Here is a 19801-nt window from a genome sequence, read left to right on the forward strand (position 1 = left end):
GTGCGGGAGCCCGGGGACCGTCGGCGGTCCCCGGGCTCCCGCACGGCCGGGCGGCCGTTCAGTCCGCCCCCGGCAGGCCGAGGATCCGGCGCCCGCTGACCTCCTCCGGCCGGACCCGGATCCACAGCGGCCGCCGACCGCCCGCCCACGGTCGGGCCGGCGCCTCCGCCCGCAGCCGGTCCACCTTGTCCGGCAGGACGACCCGGTCGGCGGTGCCGGTCAGCAGCACGCTCCACCCGCTGCTGTTCCGCTCGTCGATGTGGTCCGCCTGGAAGGAGACCGGCGCGCCGTCACGGACCGCCGCGACGCCCCGCGGATCGGTCCGGTACAACACCGTGCGGTCCTGGACGGCGTAGTTGACCGGATAGACCCCCGGGCCCCGCGGCGTGGAAACCGCGATCCGGCCGACGCCCCGGGCGCCGAGCAGGTCCCAGCACTCCTCCGCCGACAGGCGCAGCAGCGCGGGGTGGCGCATCGGCGCGCCCTGGCCGGGCGCGGCGTCCGCCCGCCCGTCCAGCAGGTCGCGGATCGGGACACCGAGGGCCGCCGCGATGCGCAGGTAGCCCGTGGTGTCGAAGGCGGGCCCGAGCCGCAGCAGGCCGTCCAGGTAGCCGGTCGACATGCCCGCCTCCCGGGCGAGGGCGGCCGGTGACATGTCCAGCTGCGACAGGCGGTCGGTGACCCGCTGGGCGACCAGCTCGGGGTACTCGTCCATTTCCGTCCCGATCCCGATGTCCATGGGGCTCACCTTCTTCTCGTCGCGGCCGGTGGCCCGGTCGTCACGGTTCCACGGTCTCCCGGCGGACGCCCCCGGGACGAGGGCGGCAGGTCCCTCCTGCGAGGGCCGGACCGGTACCCGCTCCCGGGCCCGGTGGCCCGGACTCCGGTGGGTCGATCGGCCCAGGACCGCGCCGCCCGGGCGGGCGAGGGAGAATGGACACCGGGCCGCGCCGCCGTGCGCCGCCCCGGACCGCCGCGGCAGTGAGGGGCCGGTCAATGGGAGAGCCAGCCATCAGCGCCGTCGGCCTCGGCAAGCGCTTCGGGGCGCTCACCGCCCTGGACGGCTTGGACTTCGAGGTGCCGACCGGCAGTGTCTTCGGACTGCTCGGCCCGAACGGCGCCGGCAAGACCACCGTGATCCGGATCCTGACCACCATCCTGCGCCCGAGCGCGGGTCGGGCCGAGGTCTTCGGCCGCGACGTGGTCCGCGAGGCCCCCGCCGTCCGGCGGCTGATCGGGCTGGCGGGCCAGTACGCGGCCGTCGACCCGAACCTCACCGGCCGGGAGAACCTGCGCCTGATCGGCCGACTCACCCGGGTGCCCCGGACCCGGGTCCGCCCCCGCGCGGCGGAACTGCTGGAGCGCTTCGACCTGGCGCAGGCGGGCGACCGACCGGTGCGGACCTACTCGGGCGGCATGCGGCGGCGGCTGGACGTGGCGGCGGCGCTGGTGCCGCTGCCCCGGGTGCTGTTCCTGGACGAGCCCACCACCGGTCTGGACCCGCAGAGCCGCAACGCGCTCTGGGCGCTGATCCGCGAGCTGGTGGACGACGGCACCACCGTGCTGCTCACCACCCAGTACCTGGAGGAGGCGGACCGGCTGGCCGAGCGGGTCGTGGTGGTCGACGCCGGGCGGATCATCGCCGACGACACCCCCGCCGCCCTGAAGTCCCAGCTGGGGAACACGGTGATCGAACTGGCCATGGGCGAGCCCGACCGGGCCCGCCGGGCAGCGGCCGCGCTGCGCCCGACGCTCCGCCAGGAACCCGAACTGGACGGGCAGGTGCTGCGCCTGACCACGCGCGACGGGTCCGAACTGCTGCTCGACGTGCTGCACCTGCTGGACGGGCAGCGGCTGGTCCCGCGCGCGGTGTCGGTGCGCGAGTCGAGCCTGGACGACGTCTTCCTCGCGCTGACCGGCCACCGCACCGCCGCGACCCCGGCGGAAGCGCCGGCGCCCGCGGCCGGTGCGCCGTGACCGCCACCGGCGCGCCGCACACGTCCGCGCTCGGCCGGCTCGGCGGCCGTCTCGGCGCGGCCGCGTCGGACGGGCTCGCCGTGGCCTGGCGGAACCTGACCACGCTGCGCAGGGTGCCGCGGCTGCTGGTCTTCTCGACGATCCAGCCGCTGGTCTTCGTGCTGATGTTCCGCTACGTGTTCGGCGGTGTGGTGGCACCCACCCTGGGCGGTGTGGCCTACGTCGACTTCCTGATCCCGGGGATCTTCGTCCAGACGGCGGTCTTCGGCGCGATGAACACGGCGATCGGCCTGGCGACCGACATGCAGAGCGGGTTGATGGAGCGGTTCCGCTCGCTGCCGATGGCCCGCTCGGCGGTGCTGGTCGGCCGCACCACCGCGGACCTGGCCCGCAACGTCCTCGTGGTGGCCCTGATGACCGCCGTGGGCTTCGTCATCGGCTTCCGGATCCACGCCGGCGTCCCGGCCTTCCTGGGCGGTGTGCTGCTGGTGCTGGCCTTCGGCTTCGCGATGTCGTGGATCTTCGCCGTGGTGGGCATGGCCGTCGGCGACCCGGAGACCGCCCAGGCCGCCGCCTTCCCGGTGCTCGCCCCGCTGGTCTTCGCCTCCGCCGCGTTCGTCCCGGTCCACACCATGCCGGGCTGGCTGCAGGGCTTCGCCGCCCACCAGCCGGTCTCCCGGACTGCCGAGGCGGTGCGCACCCTGGTCCTCGGCGGCCCGGCCGCCACCGCGGTCTGGCAGGCCCTCGCCTGGGACGCCGGCATCGTGGCGGTCTTCGCACCGCTGGGGGTCTGGCTCTACCGGCGGGCGGTCTGACCGGCGGCGCGGCGGCGGACCGCGCGGGATACTGGCAGCAGATGTGCGCCCCAGTGGCGACCGACCCAGTCGGCACAACCCTCCGGATGTGTCATGCCGAACCCGCACGACCAGGACCGGGCACGACGCCAGCTCCAACTCGTGTACGAGGCGTCCCGCACCGTGGGAGAGTCCCTGGACGTCACGGACACCGCCCGCGCGCTCGCGGACGTGCTCGTACCCGCCCTCGGCGACCTGGCGACGGTGGACGTGGCCCAGCTGGTGCTCGCCGGCGAGGAGCCGCTCCCCCCGATCCCGGGTGCCCTGCGGGCGCCCACGCTGCGCCGGGTGGCCCTGAAGAACGCGTTCGGCGGGTGGCCGGCCGGCATGGTGGCGGAGGGGGAGGCCCTGCCGGAGATCCCGCTGCGCCCGGAGTACCAGGAGATCTACCTCGGCGGGTCCGTGGTGGTCGGCAGCGCCGAGCAGTCCCGGGAGCTGCTGGGCGGCGATCCCCGGCTGATCCGGCTGATGATGCCGCCGCGGATGCACACGTCGCTCGGCACGCCGCTGTACGCGCGCGGCCTGGTGCTCGGTTTCGTCATGGTGTACCGCACCCGGGAGTCCGCCCCGTTCGACGACGAGGACACCCGGCTGCTGGCCGAGATCGCCACCCGGGCCGCGCTCCACCTCGACAACGCCCGCCGCTACACCCGCGAGCACCGGCTGGCCGAGGCCCTGCAGCGCAGTCTGCTGCCGCCCGGGGCGACCAGCAGCGCGGCCGCGGAGACCGCCGGGTTCTTCGTGCCCGCCCACGGCGGCAGCGGCGGCGACTGGTTCGACGTGCTGGGCCTGTCGTCGCTGCGCACCGGTCTCGTGGTCGGGGACGTGATCGGGCACGGTCTGGCGGCCGCCACCGGCATGGCCCGGATGCGCACGGCGGTGCAGACCCTGGCCGAGCAGGACCTCGACCCGGAGGACCTGCTCACCCGCCTCGACGACGTGGTGCAGCGGATGGGCGAGGAGGCGGAACTGCCCGACTCCGTCGGAGCGACCTGCCTGTACGCCGTGTACGACCCGGTCACCGCCCACTGCCGACTGGCCAGCGCCGGTCACCTGGCGCCGCTGGTGCTGCGGCCCGGCGGCGACTGGGAACTGGTCGACGTGTCCCCGGGGCCGCCGCTCGGCGTCGGCGGGAGCCCGTTCGAGGTGACCGAGGTGCAGTTGCCCGAGGGCAGCGTCCTGGCCCTCTACACGGACGGCCTGGTCCGGCGGCGGGATGCGGCCGGCACCAGCCTCAGCACGGTCCGCGCGTGGCTGACCGCCGCCTGCCGACCGGGCCGACCACTAGCGGAGATCGGCGCGGAACTGGTCGACCGGGTGCCGGCGCCTCCCGTGGACGACGTGGTCCTGCTCCTGGCGCGGACCCGGACGCTGTCCCCCGGGGAGAGCGCGTCGTGGACCTTCCCGCCGGACCCCGGGGTCGTCGCCGAGGCGCGGTCCGTGGTCGCCGCGCAGCTCGTCCGGTGGGGCCTGGAGGAGCTGGTGTTCACCAGCGAACTGGTGGTCAGCGAACTGGTCACCAACGGCATCCGGTACGGCGGTGGCGGGCCGGTCGGGCTCCGGCTGATCTGCCACGGCCACCGGCTGGTCTACGAGGTGACCGACGCCAGCAACACCCAACCGCGGCTGCGCCGGGCCCGGACCACCGACGAGGGCGGGCGCGGCCTGTTCCTGGTGGCCCAGCTGACCACGCGTTGGGGCAGCCGCTACGGCAGCCTGGGCAAGACCATCTGGGCGGAACAGTCCCTGCCGGACGACTGAACGGCTCCGCCCCGCGCGCTCGGCTGCGCGGGCCCGGTCGGTGTCACGGGCTGGAGGGTCAGGAACCGCCGGTGGTGGTGTGCGCGGCCCCGCCGCCGGGCAGGGTCGGCGGCTGGACCCCGGTGCCGGTCCCGTCCGAGCCGCCACCGTCGGAGCCGTGGTGGGCGGTCAGGGAGGGGACGTGCGGCAGGGCGTGGGCGTAGCCGAGGCCGAGGACGATCGCCGAGACCGCCGATCCGGCTACGGCCCAGCGGGTCGCACCGCGCACGTGGCGCACGCCGTCGCTGCGGCGTCGCACCGCCTCGGCAGCACCGCGGGAAGCGGGTGGGCGGGGTGGACGGGCTGGCACGGATCCGGTCACGGCGACCTCCTGGCCCGAGCGCGCCCGGCGGGGGCGCGGGCTCGTCCCTCCAGTCTGCGCGCGGGCCCGTCAACCGGGGGTTCGCAGCTGCTTCAGATCCGGTAAAGACCGCTCGGGCCCGTCCGGTCCGCCCCGCCCGGCGCTCTACGCTGGGACAATGGCACAGGTCACCGAAGGCACCGCGGCCGGCAAGCCGCTGTCGGTGCTGGTCGTCGAGGACGACGAGGGCATCGCGGGCTCACTCGCGCGGGGGCTGGCCCGGGAGGGCTACGCCGTCCGGCACGCCGCGACCGGGGCCGAGGCGCTCAGGGCGCGACCCGTGCCGGACGTGGTGCTGCTGGACCTCGGGCTGCCCGACCTGGACGGGGTGGAGGTCTGCCGCCGGCTCCGGCAGGAGTCCGACGCGGCGATCATCGTGGTGACGGCGCGCGGCGAGGAGGCCGACCGGGTCGCTGCGCTGGACGAGGGGGCGGACGACTACCTGGTCAAGCCCTTCGGGCTGGCCGAGTTGCTGGCCCGGCTGCGCGCCGTGCTGCGGCGGACCCGCCCGAGCGGCAGTGAACTGCTGGTGCACGGGCCGCTGTCCGTCGACCCGCGCAGCCACCGGGTCAGCGTGCACGGCCAGGAAGTCGCGCTGACCCCGAAGGAGTTCGACATCCTGCACTGCCTGGCCGTCGATCCGGGCCGGGTGGTGACCCGTCAGGAGATCCTCGAACGCGCCTGGGACGCGCACTGGTACGGCCCCACCAAGGTGCTGGACGTCCACATGGCGGCGCTGCGCCGCAAGTTGGCCGTCGACGGCCTGATCGAGACGGTGTACGGACGGGGCTTCCGACTCGGCGATCCCGCGGCGGCCGGCCTCCCGGACCCCGCCGCCGACCCCGGATCCGCACCGTGACCAGGCGCATCGCGCTGAGCGTGCTGGCCCTGGTGGTGGCGCTGCTGGTGCTGGCCGTGGTGCCGCTCGGCATCTCGATGACCGACCGGGAGAGCGACTCGTTCCGGGAACAGACCGCGGCCACGGCCCGCACGGTGGCCGCGGCGGCCGAGGAGCACCTGTCCGACAACCACCCGGACACCGAGGCCGCCGAACAGCTCGCGGCCACCGCCGCGCGGGGCGACTGCGCTCAGGTGTACGACGCGCACGGGGCCCTGGTGCTCACCACGCCGTGCCGGGCGGCGCTGCCGCCCGCTGCCGTCTCCCAGGTGCTGGCCACCGGTCAGCAGCTGTCCGTGCAGGGCGGCGGCCGACTGACCCTGGCGCTGCCCGTCGGGGACACCCTGCCGCCGTCCGGTGCGCTGGTGTACTCCCGGTCGACGGAGGACCTCACCGACCGCCTGGTCACCATCTGGACCTGGCTCGGCCTGTGCGGCTTCGGTGCCCTGGCGGCGGCCGTGCTGGTGGCCGTCCGGCTGGCCCGCTGGGTCGGCCGACCGCTGGCCGACCTGGACTCGGCCGCCGCCCGGCTGGGCGAGGGCGACCTGGCGGCCCGCGCGGCGGTGCCCCAGGGCCCGCCGGAGGTCCGGCGGTTGGCGGCCACCTTCAATGCCATGGCCACCCGCACCGAGAACCTGGTGCACGGCCACCGCGCGGTCATCGCCGACGTCTCGCACCAGCTGCGCACACCGCTGACCGCCCTGCGGCTGCGCCTGGACCTGCTGTCGGCGGAGGCCCAGGACGACACCGCCCAGGAGTTGGCCGGGGCGCAGCACGAGGTGGCCCGGCTGTCCCGACTCGTCGACGGACTGCTCGCGGTCGCCCGGGCGGAGAACTCGGTGCCCCGGCCCGGCCCGGTCCGGGTCGACGAAGTCGTCGCCGACCGCATCGACGCCTGGCAGCCGGTGGCGGAGGAGCGCGGTGTCCGCCTCACGGCGCGCGGCGCCACCGACCTGACGGCGCAGCTCGCGGCCGGAGACCTGGAGCAGGTGCTGGACAACCTCCTCGCCAACGCGCTGGAGGCCGTGCCGGACGGCGGCCGGGTCGAGCTGGTCACCGGGCGCGAGCCGCAGGTCCGCGAGGTGCTGCTGTCCGTGGTCGACGACGGCCCCGGCATGGACGAGGCCGCCCGGGCGGGCGCCTTCCGCCGGTTCGACACCGGACGTCCGAGCGGGACCGGCCTGGGGCTGGCCATCGTGCACCGGCTGGTCACCGCCAACGGGGGCCAGGTCGCACTGGAGCCGACGCCGGGCGGCGGTCTGACCGCCCGGATCCGGCTCCCCGCCGGCCCGGCGGCCACCCGGAGCCCGCGCCGCGAACGACGCTCCGCCCGTCCGGAGCCGGCCGACGGGCGCCGCACACCGCCGCCGGCCTGACGGGCCGGTCCCGGCGATGCTTGCCAGTTCTTAGGACTTCCTGAACCGCAATCCGACACCGCGCGGAGCAGGCTGGACGGGCAGCACCCCCGACCAGGCAGGAGCCGGCATGGAACCGTCCGAGCAGCCGACCACCGTGCGCTCCCGCCGGCTGCACCGGGACCGCTCGGTGCGCCGGGTCGGGGCCACCACGCGCTGGGTGGCGATCGCCGCCACGGCGGGCTCGGTGGCGCTGGCCGCGGGGTACGCCGAGGCGTCCACCGGCGGCCCGGGCGCGGGCGCCGCACCGCCGGGGCCCGCCGCCGCCCCGTCCTCGCCGTCCCCGGCCTCGGCCGCCACCGATCCGGCTCCCCCGACCTCCCGCCCGTCCGGCTCCCCCGCACCCGGCACCTCGGCCCCCGCACCCGCCCCGGCCGCCTCCCGGAGCACACCGGCGGTGCCGCCGCCGGCCTCCGGAACGACCCCTGCCCGGCCGGTGCCCGCTCCCGCCACCACCAGCGCCGCACCGGTACCGCGGCCGGTGGCTCCCCCGCCGGTGCCGACACCGCAACCGGTCCACACCACCACGGGTGGATCATGAGCACCGGCACCTGGGTCGAACCCGGTCGGGCGACCTTCGAGGTGTTCGGCACCACGGCGCAGCTGCTGGTCACCGAGCCGGCCCGGCTGCCGCTCGCGCTGCGGCTGCTGCGCACCGAGCTGGCCGCGATCGACGCCGCCTGCAGCCGGTTCCGTCCGGACTCCGAGCTGTCCCGGGTCAACGCGGCCGCGGGCGCGGCGGTACCGGTCGGCCCGCTGCTCGCCGAGGCGCTGGAGGTCGCCTGGCACGCGGCCGCCGCCAGCGGCGGGCTGGTCGACCCCACCGTGGGCAACGCCGTGATCGGGCTCGGCTACGACCGCACCTTCGCCGCGCTCCGCCCCGAACAGCTCGGGCCTGCGGTGACCGCACCCGCCCCGGGCGTCCGCCGGGTGGCGTGGGACCCGGGCCAGCGGCGGCTGCGCCTGCCGCACGGCGTCTCCCTCGACCTGGGCGCCACCGCCAAGGCCTGGGCCGCCGACCGCAGCGCGGGCCGGATCGCGGCGGCCGTCCACTGCGGCGTGCTGGTCAACCTCGGCGGGGACCTGGCCGTCGCCGGCCCGACCCCCGAGGGCGGCTGGCGGGTCGCCGTCGCCGACGACCACCGCGCGCCCGCCGCGGACGCCCCGGTGGTGGCCGTCCGCACCGGTGGGCTGGCCACCTCCGGCACCGCCGTGCGCGCCTGGCAGCGCGGCGGTCTGCGGCTGCACCACGTCGTCGACCCGCGCACCGGCCGCAATCCTGCGGCCTGCTGGCGCACCGTCACCGTCGCCGCCACCACCTGCGTCGACGCCAACACGGCCGCCACGGCCGCGTTGGTCGCGGCGGCGGACGCCCCAGCGATGCTGCGCCGGGCCGGGCTGCCGGCCCGGCTGGTCCGCCCCGACGGCCGCGTGCTGCGGCTCGGCGGCTGGCCCGAGGACGCCCCCGCCGCTCCCCCCGCACCCCTGCGAGGCGCGCCGTGACCACCGCCCTGCTCGCCGCGAGCAGCTCCCCGAGCCCGCTCTGGTACGCCACCCGCGCCGGCGGCACCGTCGCGCTGGTCCTGCTCACCGCGACCGTCGCGCTCGGCATCGCGGTCGGCGGACGGTACGCCCCGCGGTCGCTCGCCCGGTTCGAACTCGGCGCGCTGCACCGCAACCTGGCGCTGCTGACCGTGGTCTTCCTGGTCCTGCACATCGTCACCGCCGTGCTGGACCCCTTCGTCCACCTGGGCTGGTGGATCACCGTGGTGCCGTTCGCCGCGTCCTACCGCCCGCTGTGGCTGGGGCTGGGCACGGTGGCGTTCGACCTGCTGCTCGCGGTCGTGCTGACCAGTGCGACCGCCGGGGTGCGGCTGCGCCTCGGGCAGCGCCGGTGGAAGGCGGTGCACTGGCTCGCGTACGCCTGCTGGCCGGTTGCGCTGTTCCACGCCGCCGGTACCGGGACCGACACCCGGTCCACCCTCCAACTGGTCCTCTACGCCGCCTGCCTGATCGTCGTGGTGGTCGCCGTCTGGTGGCGGCTGTACCGCGCCGGACCGGGGCACGCCGCGGCCCGGTTGTGGGCCGGCCTGGCCGTGCTGGCGCTCCCGGTCGCGCTGGTCGGGTTCCTGCGGCTGGGACCGCTGGCACCCGGCTGGTCGCACCGCGCGGCCACCGCGCCGGCCACCGCGCCGTCCGCCGTCGCCGACCAACTGCCGTCCGCCGCACCGTCAGGAGCAGCTCGATGACCGTCCACACCGATCACGATCCGGTCGGGTCGGCCGGTGCCGGTGCGCGTCCCGGCCCGCACGGCTCCCGGCTGCTGTCGGGCTGGTACGCCACCGGTCGCGCCGCCGACCTCGCGGACCACCTCGACCGCTACGGCCCGCCGCCGCTGCACGTGGCCGAGCCGCGCGGGGGCGGGTCCGCGCTGGTCCGGGCGGTCGACGAGGCCGGGCTGACCGGCCGCGGCGGTGCGGCCTTCCCGACCGGGCGCAAGCTTCGGGCCGTCGCCGAAGGCCGCGGCCTGGCCGTGGTGATCGCCAACGGCATGGAGAGCGAGCCCGCCAGCGCCAAGGACCGGACCCTGCTCCACCTCGCGCCGCACCTGGTGCTGGACGGCGTCGCGCTCGCCGCACGCGCCGTCGGTGCCCGCGCGGCCCACCTGTGCGTCGCCCGCGCCGACCAGGTGCGCGAGCTGGGCGCCGCGCTGGCCGAACGGGACCGGCACGGGCTCGACCGGGTACCGGTGCAGCTGCACCAGCTGCCGCACCACTACGTGTCCAGCGAGGAGAGCGCCCTGGTCAGCTGGCTGAACGGGGGCGACGCCCGGCCGACCAGCACCCCGCCGCGCCCCTTCGAGCGGGGCGTGGGCCGACGGCCGACGCTGATCGACAACGTGGAGACCCTGGCCCAGCTGGCCCTGATCGCCCGTTACGGTCCCGCCTGGTACCGCGAGGCCGGCGCACCCGACGCGCCCGGCACCACCCTCGTCACCCTGAGCGGCGCGATCCGTCGGCCCGGTGTCTACGAGGCGCCGTCGGGCACCCGGCTGGGGGACCTGCTCGGTCTCGGCGGCGGTCCCGCCGCCCGCCTGTCGGCCGTGCTGGTCGGCGGCTTCTTCGGCAGCTGGCTGCCGGTCAACGCGGCCCTGGGCACCCGGTTCGCCAAGGCGGACCTGGCCGAGCTCGGCGCCGGGCCGGGCGCGGGCGTCCTGATCGCCCTCCCCGCCCATGCCTGCGGTCTGGCCGAGACCGCCGCGATCCTGGCCTTCCTGGCGCGCAACGGCGCGCAGCAGTGCGGCCCCTGCCGCTTCGGCCTGCCCGCGGTGGCCGAGGACTTCGCGGAGCTCACCGCCGGGCGGTTCACCCCGGCATCGCTGCACCGCCTGCAGGGCCGCGTCGAGCTGCTCCCCGGCCGCGGCGCCTGCCGCCACCCGGACGGCGCCGCCCGGCTCGCCGCGACGGCGTTGCGCACCTTCACCGCCGACGTCGAGCGGCACCTGAGCCTCGGGCCCTGCCCCTACGCGTACCGGCCCCGGATCATCGAGGTCCCGGGCGGTACCGTCCCCGGCCCGAAGGACTGGAGGTGAGTCCCGTGCCCGTCACCCGACGCCGGGAGCTGCGGCTGACGCTCGACCGGATCGCCTGCGAGGGCCACGGGGCCTGCGCCGAGCTGCTGCCCGAACTGCTCTCGCTCGACGAGTGGGGGTACCCGATCGTCCACCGGGACACCGTGCCTCCGGAGTTGACGGGTTACGCGCGCCGCGCGGTGGCGGCCTGCCCGGTCCTGGCGCTCCGGCTGGTCGACCCGCAGCGCTAGGAGTCGTCTTCAAAGGGTCAGATCCAGAGCATGATTGAGGCGATGGTGACGGTTGCTTGGTAGGACTCGCGGGTCTTGTCGTAGCGGGTGGCCAGGCCGCGCCATTGCTTGAGCCGGTTGAAGCAGCGCTCGACGACGTTGCGGAGCTTGTAGATCCGGCGGTCGAAGCCGGGAGGCCGGCCGCCGCGGCTTCCCCGGTTCAGGCGGCCGCTGGCCTGGTCGATCCGCTCGGGGATCGTGTGCTTGATTTTGCGTTTGCGCAGGTAGGTGCGGATCTTGCGGGAGCTGTAGCCCTTGTCGGCCACCACGTGGTCGGGTCGGGTCCGTGGGCGGCCGGGCCCGATACGCGGCACGCTGATCGCCTGCATGACGTGTTCGAGGCGGGTGCAGTCGTTGGTGTTGCCGCCGGTCAGGACGAAGGCGAGCGGGCGGCCTCGGCCGTCGCAGGCCAGGTGGACCTTGGTGCTCAGTCCGCCACGGGATCGGCCGAGGGCGTGATCACCCGCTTCGTCCCGATCGAGTGCCCCCTTTTGCCGCCGGTGGCGTGCTGATGGGCCCGCACGATCGTGGAGTCCACCGACACCAGCCAGTCGATGTCCCCGCCGGCGTCCTTCTCCGCCTGGATCGCCCGCAGCATGCGGGAGAACGTGCCGTCCAGGGCCCACCTGCGAAAACGTGTGTACAGGGTCTGCCACGAGCCGTACCGCTCCGGGACGTCGCGCCAGGACGAGCCGGTCCGCAGCTTCCACACGATCCCGTTCAGCACCACCCGGTCGTCCGAACGGGGCCGGCCGGCGGTTCCCGAACTCGGCAGGAACCGCGATAGCACAGCCCACTCGGCATCCGACAGCTCATGACGACGCACCATGCCCGACATGATCTCTCATCACTTGATCGGCTTTGAAGACGACTCCTAGCGCTGCGGTCAGCCGCGCTGCCAGGCCGCCGCGAGGTGGACGCCCGCGAAGGCGAGCGCCGTGCCGGCGGCCAGCACCAGGGCCAGCAGCGCCCAGCGCCGGCCGCGCCCGACGGCCGGCACGCTGCGCCGACCGGATCCGGGGAGCAGCTCGGCGCCCAACAGCCCGGCCAGCCTGGGCAGGTGCAGCAGGACGTGCAGCGAGGTGGCGCCGACCCAGCCCAGGAACGCCACCTTGTGCAGCAGCAGGACCGGAACGGGCCCGGCCTGCCGGGCACCCAGCGCCAGGAGCAGCCCGGTGGCCAGGACGGCGAGCGTGCTGCCCACCATCACCGGCCCGAGCAGGCGCTTCACCAGCGGCGGCGGCCCCTGGCGGCGGTAGGCCGGGGCCCCGGTGTAGTAGCGGACGAAGCGGTAGCCGGTGCTCGCCAGCTTCAGGCACACCGGCGCGGTCAGCAGCAGCCCGACGAAGACGTGCACGGTGACCAGGCGGGTGATGGACAGGATCGTCCAGCCCTGGACGGCGAGCAGCAGTACCAGCACGGCCCCGGTGGCGGCCGTCAGCCGGGCGTTCCCCTCCGGGCCTCCGGTGTCCACGTCATCCAGCTGCGGGGCTTCGGTCGTCAGGGTCACCGGGCGTCCTCACGTGCACCACGGACGCGGGCCGTCGGCCGCGCCACACAGTCGAACTCGGTCCGGCGGGGCGCCGGACGGGCAGCAGTCTGCCCGATGAATGCCTAAGAACTGGTTCAGCCGACGGTCGGTCAGCCCGGTCGGCCGGCCCGTCGTTGTCCGTGGGTCAGGTGGCTGCGCGGGTCGGGTGGCTCCGTCCGTCAAGCGGCTCCGTCGGTCAAGCGGTGAGTACGCCGGAGCCGAGCAGGATGACCAGGCCGAGCAGCACGAAGACGCCGGGGACGATCCATGGTCCGCGGCGCTCCAGGACCCCGACCACCGCGCGGTGCGAACCGAGCCAGGAGCCCAGCAGGCACCAGGTCACCACCCCGGCCGCGAACACGGCGACGGTGACCAGCAGTTGCCCGCTGCCGACGGTGCGGAAGACCGGTGGGTAGACGGCCAGGTTGTCCGCGCCGTTGGTGACGGTGAGGAGCATCAGCGCGACGGGTCCGGTGGCGGGGACGGCGGCGGGGCGGCCGTCCGGGCCGGCTCCCCGGACGGCCCTGACCAGGCCCCGGGCGCCCAGCGCGAGCGGCAGCAGGCCGAGCAGGCCGACCCAGTGGCCGGGCACCACCGCCAGTCCGAGCGCGATCGCCAGCGAGGCCAGGACCAGGACCGTGAAACCGGCCGCCTGGCCGAGCCAGATGGCGCGCCGGGTCGGCTTCCCGGTGGCCCGGCTCGCCACGAACAGGACGGCCAGGACGGCGAGGTCGTCGACGTTGGTCCCGGCGAACGTCCCCACCGCCGCGGCCGCCGTGACCAGCAGGTCGGCCACTAGCCCCACCCGGACGGACCGGCCCCGGGGCGCCCCGGAGCGTCCGAACACGACTGCACGCTGACCTCCCCGCCCCTGGTCCCGGGACAACGGTACCGGCCGGCCCCCAGTCATGACGGGGTTCAGCGGCGGCGGACCGTCCGCGGTGCCCGACGGCTCCGGCGCCCGGGCCCCGCGCGAGCGGCGACTGCCCCGGTGGCGGCCCCGACAGGGTCGATCGGCCCTCCCCGCCGGGCCGTCCGCGGACCAGGCTGGGGAGAGAGGTGAGGTGCCATGAAGACCGTGATCGTGTACGAGAGCGTGTACGGGAACACCCACGAGGTCGCCGAGGCGATCGCCGAGGGTGTCCGCGAGGCCCGGCCCGACGCGACCGTGGCCTGCGTGCCGGTCGGACGGGCGGGACCGGAGGTGACCCGCGGCGCCGACCTGCTGGTGGTCGGCGGGCCGACCCACATGCACGGCATGTCCTCGGGCCTGAGCCGCCGGTCGGCCGTGTCCGGCGAGGCGAAGAAGGCCCGGGCGGGCAAGGCGGCCCACCGGACCGAGGCGGGGGCCGAGGGTCCCGGGCTGCGGAACTGGTTCAAGGCGCTGCCGAAGACCGAACCCGGCACCCACGCCGCGGCCTTCGACACCCGCGCGGACAGCCGGCTGGCCGGCGCCGCGGCCGAGGGCATCGCGCGCCGCCTCGACCAGCACGAGTACCACGTGCTGGTCGACCCCGAGGGCTTCGTCGTCGAGGAGTCCGAGGGCCCGCTGCGGGCCGGCGAACTGGCCCGGGCCAAGGTCTGGGGGGCGGGCCTGGTCTGAGCCTGGCGGCGCACCGGGTTGGCCGACGCCACTGCGCCCGCGCCCGGGGCCGCTGGCCGGCTGCCGCGTCACCCGGCCGGCGGCCCGACATGCGCCCGCGGCGGCGACACCCGCCCGACGGAGCGAGCACGTGATCAGATGTGAACCGGCGTCAGGACCGGGTGCGCGGCAGGCACCCGGTCCCGCCGTCCAGCGGCGTGCCGAGGCTTCGCGGAAGGAGATCCATGGCGGGTCACGACGACGGCAACCTGCTCCGGCAGCGCTTCGTGCCCGCGCTCCCGGGGCTGGCCGTGCTCAGGCACTACCGGCGGGCCTGGCTGCGCGGCGACGCGGCGGCGGGCGTGACGGTCGCGGCCTACCTGGTTCCGCAGGTGATGGCGTACGCCGGTGTCGCGGGCCTGCCGCCGGTCGCGGGCCTGTGGGCGATCCTGCCGGCCATCGGGGCGTACGCGCTCCTGGGTTCGTCCCGGCTGCTGTCGGTCGGCCCCGAGTCCACCACCGCGCTGATGACCGCCACCGTGGTGGCACCGCTCGCGGGCGGGGACGCCGGCCGGTACGCCGTGCTCGCCGCGACGCTCGCCGTCGTGGTCGGCGTGCTGTGCGTGCTGGCCTGGGCGGCGCGGCTCGGGTTCGTCGCCGACCTGCTCTCGAAGCCGGTGCTGATCGGCTACCTGACCGGGGTGGCGCTGACCATGATGGTCGATCAGCTGACGAAGGTCACCGGCGTGCCGGTGTCCGGCGAGGGCTTCTTCCCGCAGCTCTGGTCGTTCGCCCGGCACCTGTCCGAGCTGAGCGTGGCCACCACCGTGTTGAGCGCCGCCGCGCTGCTCTTCCTGTTCGCCGCGGCCCGCTACGTCCCCCGGCTGCCGGGTCCGCTGGTGGCCGTCGTGCTGGGGACGGCGGTCGCGGCCCTGTTCGACCTGGACCAGCACGGCATCCAGACGATCGGCGCGATCCCCAGCGGGCTGCCGGACCTCTCCTGGCCGCACCTGGGCGAGCTGCACGCCTTGGTGCTGCCCGCCGCCGGGGTCCTGCTGGTCGGGTACACCGACATGATCCTCACCGGGCGCGCCTTCGCCTCCGACGAGAGCGTGGAGCACCTCGACGCCGACCAGGAGCTGCTCGCCCTCGGGGCGGCGAACCTCGGCTCCGGCTTCCTGTCCGGTTTCCCGCTGAGCAGCAGCGCCAGCCGCACCGTGCTCGCCCGGTCCGGTGGCGGCAGCACCCAGGTGTACGGGCTCGTCGCCGGCGGGTGCGTCCTCGGGGTCCTGCTGTTCCTCGGTCCGTTGTTGCGGGACCTGCCGAACGCGGTCCTCGGTGCCGTCGTGGTCTACGCCGCCGTCCGCATGATCGACCTGGCCGGGCTGCGCCGGCTGGCTGCCTTCCGCCGCCGCGAACTGCTGCTGGCGCTCGGCTGCCTGGTCGGGGTCCTCGCGCTGGACGTGCTGCGCGGCGTACTGGTGGCCGTCGGGCTGTCGGTGGCCGAGCTGCTGAGCCGGGTGGCCCGGCCGCACGACGCGGTGCAGGGGCTGGTGCCCGGCCTGGCGGGCATGCACGACGTGGACGACTATCCCGACGCCCGCACGATCCCCGGGCTGCTGGTGTACCGCTACGACTCGCCGCTCTTCTTCGCCAATGCCGAGGACTTCCGCCACCGGGCCCTGGCCGCCGTCGCCGACGAGCCGGTCCCGGTCTCCTGGTTCGTCCTCAACGCCGAGGCCAACGTGCAGGTCGACATCACCGCCCTGGACTCGGTCGACGCGCTGCGCCGCGACCTGACCGAACGCGGCATCGTCTTCGCCATGGCCCGCGTCAAGCAGGACCTGCGCGACCAACTGGACACCTACGGCCTGACGGAGTCGGTCGGCCCCGAACGGATGTTCCCCACCCTCCCCACCGCACTGGCCGCCTACCAGGCCTTCCGCGCCTCACGGGGTGACGGGACGGACGCCTGACCGGCCGACGACTGCCGCGCCCCGGCCTCCCAGCAGGATCGGACGTCGGGCCGGCCGGTCAGTCCTGCTCCTCGCCAGGAGCCTGCGCCTGCTGCCGGACGGCCCGCCAGATCTCGGCGATCGCCGGATCCATCTGGTAACTGGCCACTCCACCCGGCAGCCACTCCACCCAGACCGGCCATTCGTTCTGCGCGAAACCGTTCTTCGGGTTGTTCAGTCTCATCGTCAGACCTGCGAGCCGCCCCCGAACGGCGCCGACCGTGATGCCGGCGTGCTGGGAGATCTGGCTGACGCCCACGCGTCCGGGATCCTCGGCGGAGCAGAGGTCCAGTATCGAGAGGGTCGCCGGGTTCCCGCGCTCGGCGAGTCGTCGCAGCGACTCCTCGTCCCACGGAGCACCGGGTTCACTCACACTCGCGGGTACTTCGACGCGCCTTCCCACGGTGAACTCCTCCACGTCGGGCACGGGGAAGATCTTGCTGAAGGACACGACCAGTTGTCCGTCGGGCAGCTGGTAGGGGCGGAATCGGATCAGTGAGATGTCGACCTGCTGCTCGTTCAGCCAGACCACCGAGGCCGTCACCGACGGCGGAAAGTCGGAGGCGACCAGGGCGATCCTCGGCCGGCGGATGGTCTCGGAGGAGAGCAGGAACTCGCTCGTCAGCCGCGTGAGCGCCGACTCGGTCTCCATCTCCTGGCCGCGCCGCCGCAGTGTGGCCGCGTAGAGCTCCGCGATGTCCTCGGGCGTCAGACGGCTCACCATCGCGGCGTAGTTGATGGCTTGCATGTGGATGCTGTGCGGGGCGGCCCCGCGCTTCAGCTCGGCCACGATGAGGTGGCCGTCGGGCGAGAGCGCGAGCAGATCGAGGCGGTCGAGCACCGGGTCGCCGGACGCGGTCTGCCAGCGGTCGTACTCACTGGTGATGATCTCGACGCCCGGCCCCAGGATCTCCGGGTTGGCAAGGAGCCATTCCTGCAGGTGCGCGCGCTCCTGCAGCTCGAGATCCGGCAGGCCCACCCGGTCGACCGGCGCCGCCTTGTCACCGTTGATCGCCAAGAGCACCTCGTCGTACACAGCTCTCCCCCAGGCTCCTCGGACGCCTCAACGGCAGACAGATTAGCCGCTCCGACCGGCCCGCGAGGAGATCGCGAGATTCGGAGCAGGCGGCGGGACCCCCCGGCGGGCAGGAGGGTCGGCCGACAGAAAAATACCCCCGGGGGTACTCTGGTGGAGGATCGAACCGGCTCGCCCTCGGCGGGCCTTTTCGTCGGCTCGGCATATACCCCCACCCGTATCCTTCGCATGGGTGGGGGCACACCAGGAACGGAGCACCACGTGAACCACCCGGACACCGCCGTCGCCCGGTCGGCGACCGCGCACCGTCAGGAACCGCCCGGTCGTCCGGGGCCGCTCGGGCGGCTCGGGGCGTGGTCGGTGCGGCACTTCAAGGGGGTGCTGGTCGCCTGGCTGGTCGTGGTGGCCGCGCTCGGTGCGCTGGCTCCGCAGGTCACCAGTGCGCTGTCCGGCGCGGGCTGGCAGGCCAACGGCTCGGACTCGGTGAAGGTCCGCCAGCTCGCCCAGCAGCACTTCGCGGGCAACGCCTCCTCGGCGCTGCAGATCGTGGTGGCCGCCGACCGGCCGGTCACGGACCCCGCCGTGCAGCAGGTGATCGGCAGGGCCGGCGCGCTGGCCGCCGCCGACCCGCGGGTCTCCACCGTCGTCCCGCCGCAGCCCGGTGCGACCATCAGCCAGGACGGCCGCACCGCGGTCCTGCTGGCCGGGGCCAAGGCCTCCCCCGACGACATGGTGCGCGCTGCCGACGACCTCAAGGGCCCGCTGGCCGCGCTCTCCGGCAACGGCATCCAGGTGCACGCCACCGGGGCCTCGGTGCTGTGGAGCGACTTCAACACCGCCAACCACGACGCCATGATGAAGTCCGAGGTCATGTCCTGGCCGGTCACCCTGGCGATCCTGGTGCTGGCCTTCGGCTCGCTGGTCGCCGCCGGACTGCCGCTGCTGCTGACCATGGCCGGCCTGGCCGCCTCGGCCGGTTCGCTGGTGCTGATCAGCCACCTCTTCCCGGTCTCGATCTGGGCGATGAACTTCGCCATGATGTTCGCCCTCGCGCTCGGCATCGACTACGCGCTCTTCCTGGTGGTCCGTTTCCGCAGTGCGCGGTCGGGCCGCGCGCGCAGCACCGCCGAGGCGGTGGCCGAGACCATGGACACCGCGGGCAAGGCGGTCCTGCTCTCCGGCGCGACCGTGCTGGTCAGCCTGTCCGCGGTGATGCTGGTCCCGTCCCCCGCGTTCCGGTCCATGGCCGGCGGCATCATGCTGGCCGTGCTCTTCGTGCTGGCCGCCACCCTGACCCTGCTGCCCGCCGTCCTGGGCAAGCTGGGCCACCGGGTCGACGCCCTCGCCCTGCCCTGGGCGAAGACCGGCGAGCACCGGTCCCCGCGGTTCGCCGCCTGGGGCGAGCGCCTGTGGAAGCACCCGCTGCGCTACGGCGCGCTCGCGCTCGCCGCGCTGGTCGCCCTGGCGGCCCCGGTGGTCGGGCTGCGCACCGCGATGCCCTCCATCACCGTCGTCCCCGCCCACGACAGCGCCCGGGCCGGCTACACCGCCGTCCAGCAGGCCTTCGGCCCCGGCGCCCCGGGCACCCTGCAGGTGATCACCCCCAGCGGGCAGGCCGCCTCGGTCGGCGCGCAGCTCGCCCACACCCCCGGCATCGCCGGCGTCATGCCCGCCCAGCCGGCCGCCGACGGCTCCGGCTGGTCGATGATCCAGGCCGTCCCCACCGTCGACCCGTCCAGCCCGCAGCTCGGCTCCACCGTGCACGCGCTGCGGGCCGAACTCCCGCACGACACCCTGGTGGGCGGCGCGGCCGTGGAGAACCTCGACCTGCAGCACCTGCTGACCGAGAGGACCCCGCTGGTCATCGGCGTGGTGATGGCGCTCGGCTTCGTGCTGCTGCTGGTCGCCCTGCGGGCACCGCTGATCTCGGCGCTGGGCACCGTCGCCAGCCTGCTGTCCACCGGAGCCGCCTTCGGCGTCGCCCGCCTGGTCTTCCAGGACGGCCACGGCGCCGGCCTGCTCGGCTTCAAGCCGCAGGGCTTCCTGGACGGTTGGGCACCGGTGTTCTTCTTCGCGATGATCTTCGCGATCGCGATGGACTACACCGTCTTCCTGCTCGCCTCCGCCAAGGAGCACTACGAGCGCACCGGGGACCCGAAGGAGGCGATGGTCGGCGCGCTCGCCCACTCCGGCCGGGTGATCTTCGCGGCGGCCGGGGTCATGGTCGCGGTGTTCTTCACCTTCGCGCTCTCCGGCCCGCTGCCGCCGAAGGAGATGGGCGTCGTGCTGGGCGTCGCCGTGCTGCTGGACGCGGCCCTGGTCCGACTCGTCCTGCTGCCGGTCCTGCTGCGGCTGACCGGCCCGGCCGCCTGGCACACGCCGCGGTGGCTGGACCGGGTGCTGCCGAAGATCCACTTCTCGCACGGCTGACGCCGCCCGCGGCCGCCGGGGCCGGGGCCACGGGCCCGCTG

The 19801-nt window shown here is 75.1% G+C and carries 19 protein-coding genes; 13 read left to right on the forward strand and 6 right to left on the reverse strand.

Annotated elements, in window-relative coordinates; genetic code table 11:
* Positions 1-58 precede the first annotated feature (58 nt).
* Entirely contained in the window at positions 59-739 is a 681-nt protein-coding gene (locus tag ACFW1A_RS24155; protein ID WP_380411461.1) for a helix-turn-helix domain-containing protein, read from the reverse strand.
* A 257-nt stretch (positions 740-996) separates the two neighbouring features.
* Here ACFW1A_RS24155 and ACFW1A_RS24160 point away from each other — a divergent pair, with 257 nt between their 5' ends.
* The 3 genes from ACFW1A_RS24160 to ACFW1A_RS24170 all read left to right on the forward strand — a co-directional run bounded on the left by ACFW1A_RS24160 (position 997) and on the right by ACFW1A_RS24170 (position 4592).
* A complete protein-coding gene (locus tag ACFW1A_RS24160; RefSeq protein ID WP_380411465.1) occupies positions 997-1977 on the forward strand; it encodes an ATP-binding cassette domain-containing protein in 981 nt (326 codons plus the stop codon).
* Complete coding sequence (locus ACFW1A_RS24165; RefSeq protein ID WP_380411468.1) at positions 1974-2792, forward strand: ABC transporter permease; 819 nt, start codon at positions 1974-1976, stop codon at positions 2790-2792. The genes ACFW1A_RS24160 and ACFW1A_RS24165 overlap by 4 nt, the downstream gene beginning before the upstream one ends.
* Before the next feature lie 93 nt (positions 2793-2885).
* Positions 2886-4592, forward strand: coding sequence for a SpoIIE family protein phosphatase (locus tag ACFW1A_RS24170; RefSeq protein ID WP_380411470.1), 1707 nt, complete (start codon positions 2886-2888; stop codon positions 4590-4592).
* 58 nt (positions 4593-4650) lie between these two features.
* Here the strand turns inward: ACFW1A_RS24170 and ACFW1A_RS24175 are convergent, their stop codons facing one another.
* Complete coding sequence (locus ACFW1A_RS24175; protein WP_380411473.1) at positions 4651-4890, reverse strand: hypothetical protein; 240 nt, start codon at positions 4888-4890, stop codon at positions 4651-4653.
* Between the two features lie 220 nt (positions 4891-5110).
* On the opposite strand from ACFW1A_RS24175, the gene ACFW1A_RS24180 reads away from it, so the two are divergent.
* The 7 genes from ACFW1A_RS24180 to ACFW1A_RS24210 all read left to right on the forward strand — a co-directional run bounded on the left by ACFW1A_RS24180 (position 5111) and on the right by ACFW1A_RS24210 (position 11127).
* Positions 5111-5851: a response regulator gene (locus tag ACFW1A_RS24180; protein ID WP_380411476.1), complete on the forward strand. Its 741-nt coding sequence runs from the start codon at positions 5111-5113 to the stop codon at positions 5849-5851.
* Entirely contained in the window at positions 5848-7266 is a 1419-nt protein-coding gene (locus ACFW1A_RS24185; protein ID WP_380411478.1) for a sensor histidine kinase, read from the forward strand. The genes ACFW1A_RS24180 and ACFW1A_RS24185 overlap by 4 nt, the downstream gene beginning before the upstream one ends.
* 109 nt (positions 7267-7375) lie before the next feature.
* Positions 7376-7846, forward strand: a complete 471-nt coding sequence (locus ACFW1A_RS24190) for a hypothetical protein (RefSeq protein ID WP_380411481.1) — start codon at positions 7376-7378, stop codon at positions 7844-7846.
* A complete protein-coding gene (locus ACFW1A_RS24195; RefSeq protein WP_380411484.1) occupies positions 7843-8808 on the forward strand; it encodes an FAD:protein FMN transferase in 966 nt (321 codons plus the stop codon). Before ACFW1A_RS24190 ends, ACFW1A_RS24195 begins: the two co-directional genes overlap by 4 nt.
* On the forward strand, positions 8805-9554 hold the full coding sequence (locus tag ACFW1A_RS24200) for a ferric reductase-like transmembrane domain-containing protein (RefSeq protein WP_380411488.1): 750 nt from the start codon (positions 8805-8807) through the stop codon (positions 9552-9554). Before ACFW1A_RS24195 ends, ACFW1A_RS24200 begins: the two co-directional genes overlap by 4 nt.
* Positions 9551-10897 (forward strand): NADH-ubiquinone oxidoreductase-F iron-sulfur binding region domain-containing protein, encoded by a 1347-nt coding sequence (locus ACFW1A_RS24205; RefSeq protein ID WP_380411492.1) that lies wholly within the window; start codon positions 9551-9553, stop codon positions 10895-10897. Before ACFW1A_RS24200 ends, ACFW1A_RS24205 begins: the two co-directional genes overlap by 4 nt.
* A 5-nt stretch (positions 10898-10902) precedes the next feature.
* Positions 10903-11127 carry a ferredoxin gene (locus ACFW1A_RS24210; protein ID WP_380411496.1) on the forward strand — a complete coding sequence of 75 codons (225 nt, stop codon included), beginning with the start codon at positions 10903-10905 and terminating at the stop codon, positions 11125-11127.
* Positions 11128-11144: 17 nt separating this feature from the next.
* Here the strand turns inward: ACFW1A_RS24210 and ACFW1A_RS24215 are convergent.
* The 3 genes from ACFW1A_RS24215 to ACFW1A_RS24225 all read right to left on the reverse strand — a co-directional run bounded on the left by ACFW1A_RS24215 (position 11145) and on the right by ACFW1A_RS24225 (position 13493).
* Positions 11145-11992, reverse strand: a protein-coding gene (locus ACFW1A_RS24215) for an IS5 family transposase (protein ID WP_380411515.1) whose coding sequence is annotated in 2 segments (ribosomal slippage) — positions 11145-11645 and positions 11648-11992 — 846 coding nt in all. Because the reading frame shifts where the segments join, the coding sequence is not laid out codon by codon here.
* A gap of 60 nt (positions 11993-12052) precedes the next feature.
* Positions 12053-12676, reverse strand: a complete 624-nt coding sequence (locus ACFW1A_RS24220; protein WP_380411499.1) for a hypothetical protein — start codon at positions 12674-12676, stop codon at positions 12053-12055.
* A gap of 217 nt (positions 12677-12893) precedes the next feature.
* Positions 12894-13493 carry a cadmium resistance transporter gene (locus ACFW1A_RS24225; RefSeq protein ID WP_380411501.1) on the reverse strand — a complete coding sequence of 200 codons (600 nt, stop codon included), beginning with the start codon at positions 13491-13493 and terminating at the stop codon, positions 12894-12896.
* A gap of 273 nt (positions 13494-13766) precedes the next feature.
* Between ACFW1A_RS24225 and ACFW1A_RS24230 the strand changes: the two genes are divergently transcribed.
* Both ACFW1A_RS24230 and ACFW1A_RS24235 read left to right on the forward strand, forming a co-directional pair.
* Complete coding sequence (locus ACFW1A_RS24230; protein WP_380411504.1) at positions 13767-14300, forward strand: flavodoxin family protein; 534 nt, start codon at positions 13767-13769, stop codon at positions 14298-14300.
* Positions 14301-14524: 224 nt separating this feature from the next.
* Positions 14525-16255, forward strand: coding sequence for a SulP family inorganic anion transporter (locus ACFW1A_RS24235; RefSeq protein WP_380411507.1), 1731 nt, complete (start codon positions 14525-14527; stop codon positions 16253-16255).
* Positions 16256-16313: 58 nt separating this feature from the next.
* Here ACFW1A_RS24235 and ACFW1A_RS24240 read toward each other — a convergent pair whose 3' ends face one another.
* On the reverse strand, positions 16314-17330 hold the full coding sequence (locus ACFW1A_RS24240; RefSeq protein WP_380411510.1) for a hypothetical protein: 1017 nt from the start codon (positions 17328-17330) through the stop codon (positions 16314-16316).
* Between the two features lie 261 nt (positions 17331-17591).
* Between ACFW1A_RS24240 and ACFW1A_RS24245 the strand changes: the two genes are divergently transcribed.
* Entirely contained in the window at positions 17592-19760 is a 2169-nt protein-coding gene (locus ACFW1A_RS24245; protein WP_380411513.1) for an MMPL family transporter, read from the forward strand.
* The last annotated feature ends 41 nt before the right edge of the window (positions 19761-19801 follow it).

The organism is Kitasatospora sp. NPDC058965 (assembly GCF_042741245.1).
In the GTDB taxonomy this organism is placed as follows: domain Bacteria; phylum Actinomycetota; class Actinomycetes; order Streptomycetales; family Streptomycetaceae; genus Kitasatospora.

What these genes read in the sequence shown, in the direction of transcription:
- ACFW1A_RS24205 (WP_380411492.1), top strand. Translation starts at nt 9,551, where the DNA reads ATGACCGTCCACACCGATCACGATCCGGTCGGGTCGGCCGGTGCCGGT.
- ACFW1A_RS24235 (WP_380411507.1), top strand. Translation starts at nt 14,525, where the DNA reads ATGGCGGGTCACGACGACGGCAACCTGCTCCGGCAGCGCTTCGTGCCC.
- ACFW1A_RS24195 (WP_380411484.1), top strand. Translation starts at nt 7,843, where the DNA reads ATGAGCACCGGCACCTGGGTCGAACCCGGTCGGGCGACCTTCGAGGTG.
- ACFW1A_RS24160 (WP_380411465.1), top strand. Translation starts at nt 997, where the DNA reads ATGGGAGAGCCAGCCATCAGCGCCGTCGGCCTCGGCAAGCGCTTCGGG.
- ACFW1A_RS24180 (WP_380411476.1), top strand. Translation starts at nt 5,111, where the DNA reads ATGGCACAGGTCACCGAAGGCACCGCGGCCGGCAAGCCGCTGTCGGTG.
- ACFW1A_RS24155 (WP_380411461.1), bottom strand. Translation starts at nt 739, where the DNA reads ATGGACATCGGGATCGGGACGGAAATGGACGAGTACCCCGAGCTGGTC.
- ACFW1A_RS24170 (WP_380411470.1), top strand. Translation starts at nt 2,886, where the DNA reads ATGCCGAACCCGCACGACCAGGACCGGGCACGACGCCAGCTCCAACTC.
- ACFW1A_RS24190 (WP_380411481.1), top strand. Translation starts at nt 7,376, where the DNA reads ATGGAACCGTCCGAGCAGCCGACCACCGTGCGCTCCCGCCGGCTGCAC.
- ACFW1A_RS24230 (WP_380411504.1), top strand. Translation starts at nt 13,767, where the DNA reads ATGAAGACCGTGATCGTGTACGAGAGCGTGTACGGGAACACCCACGAG.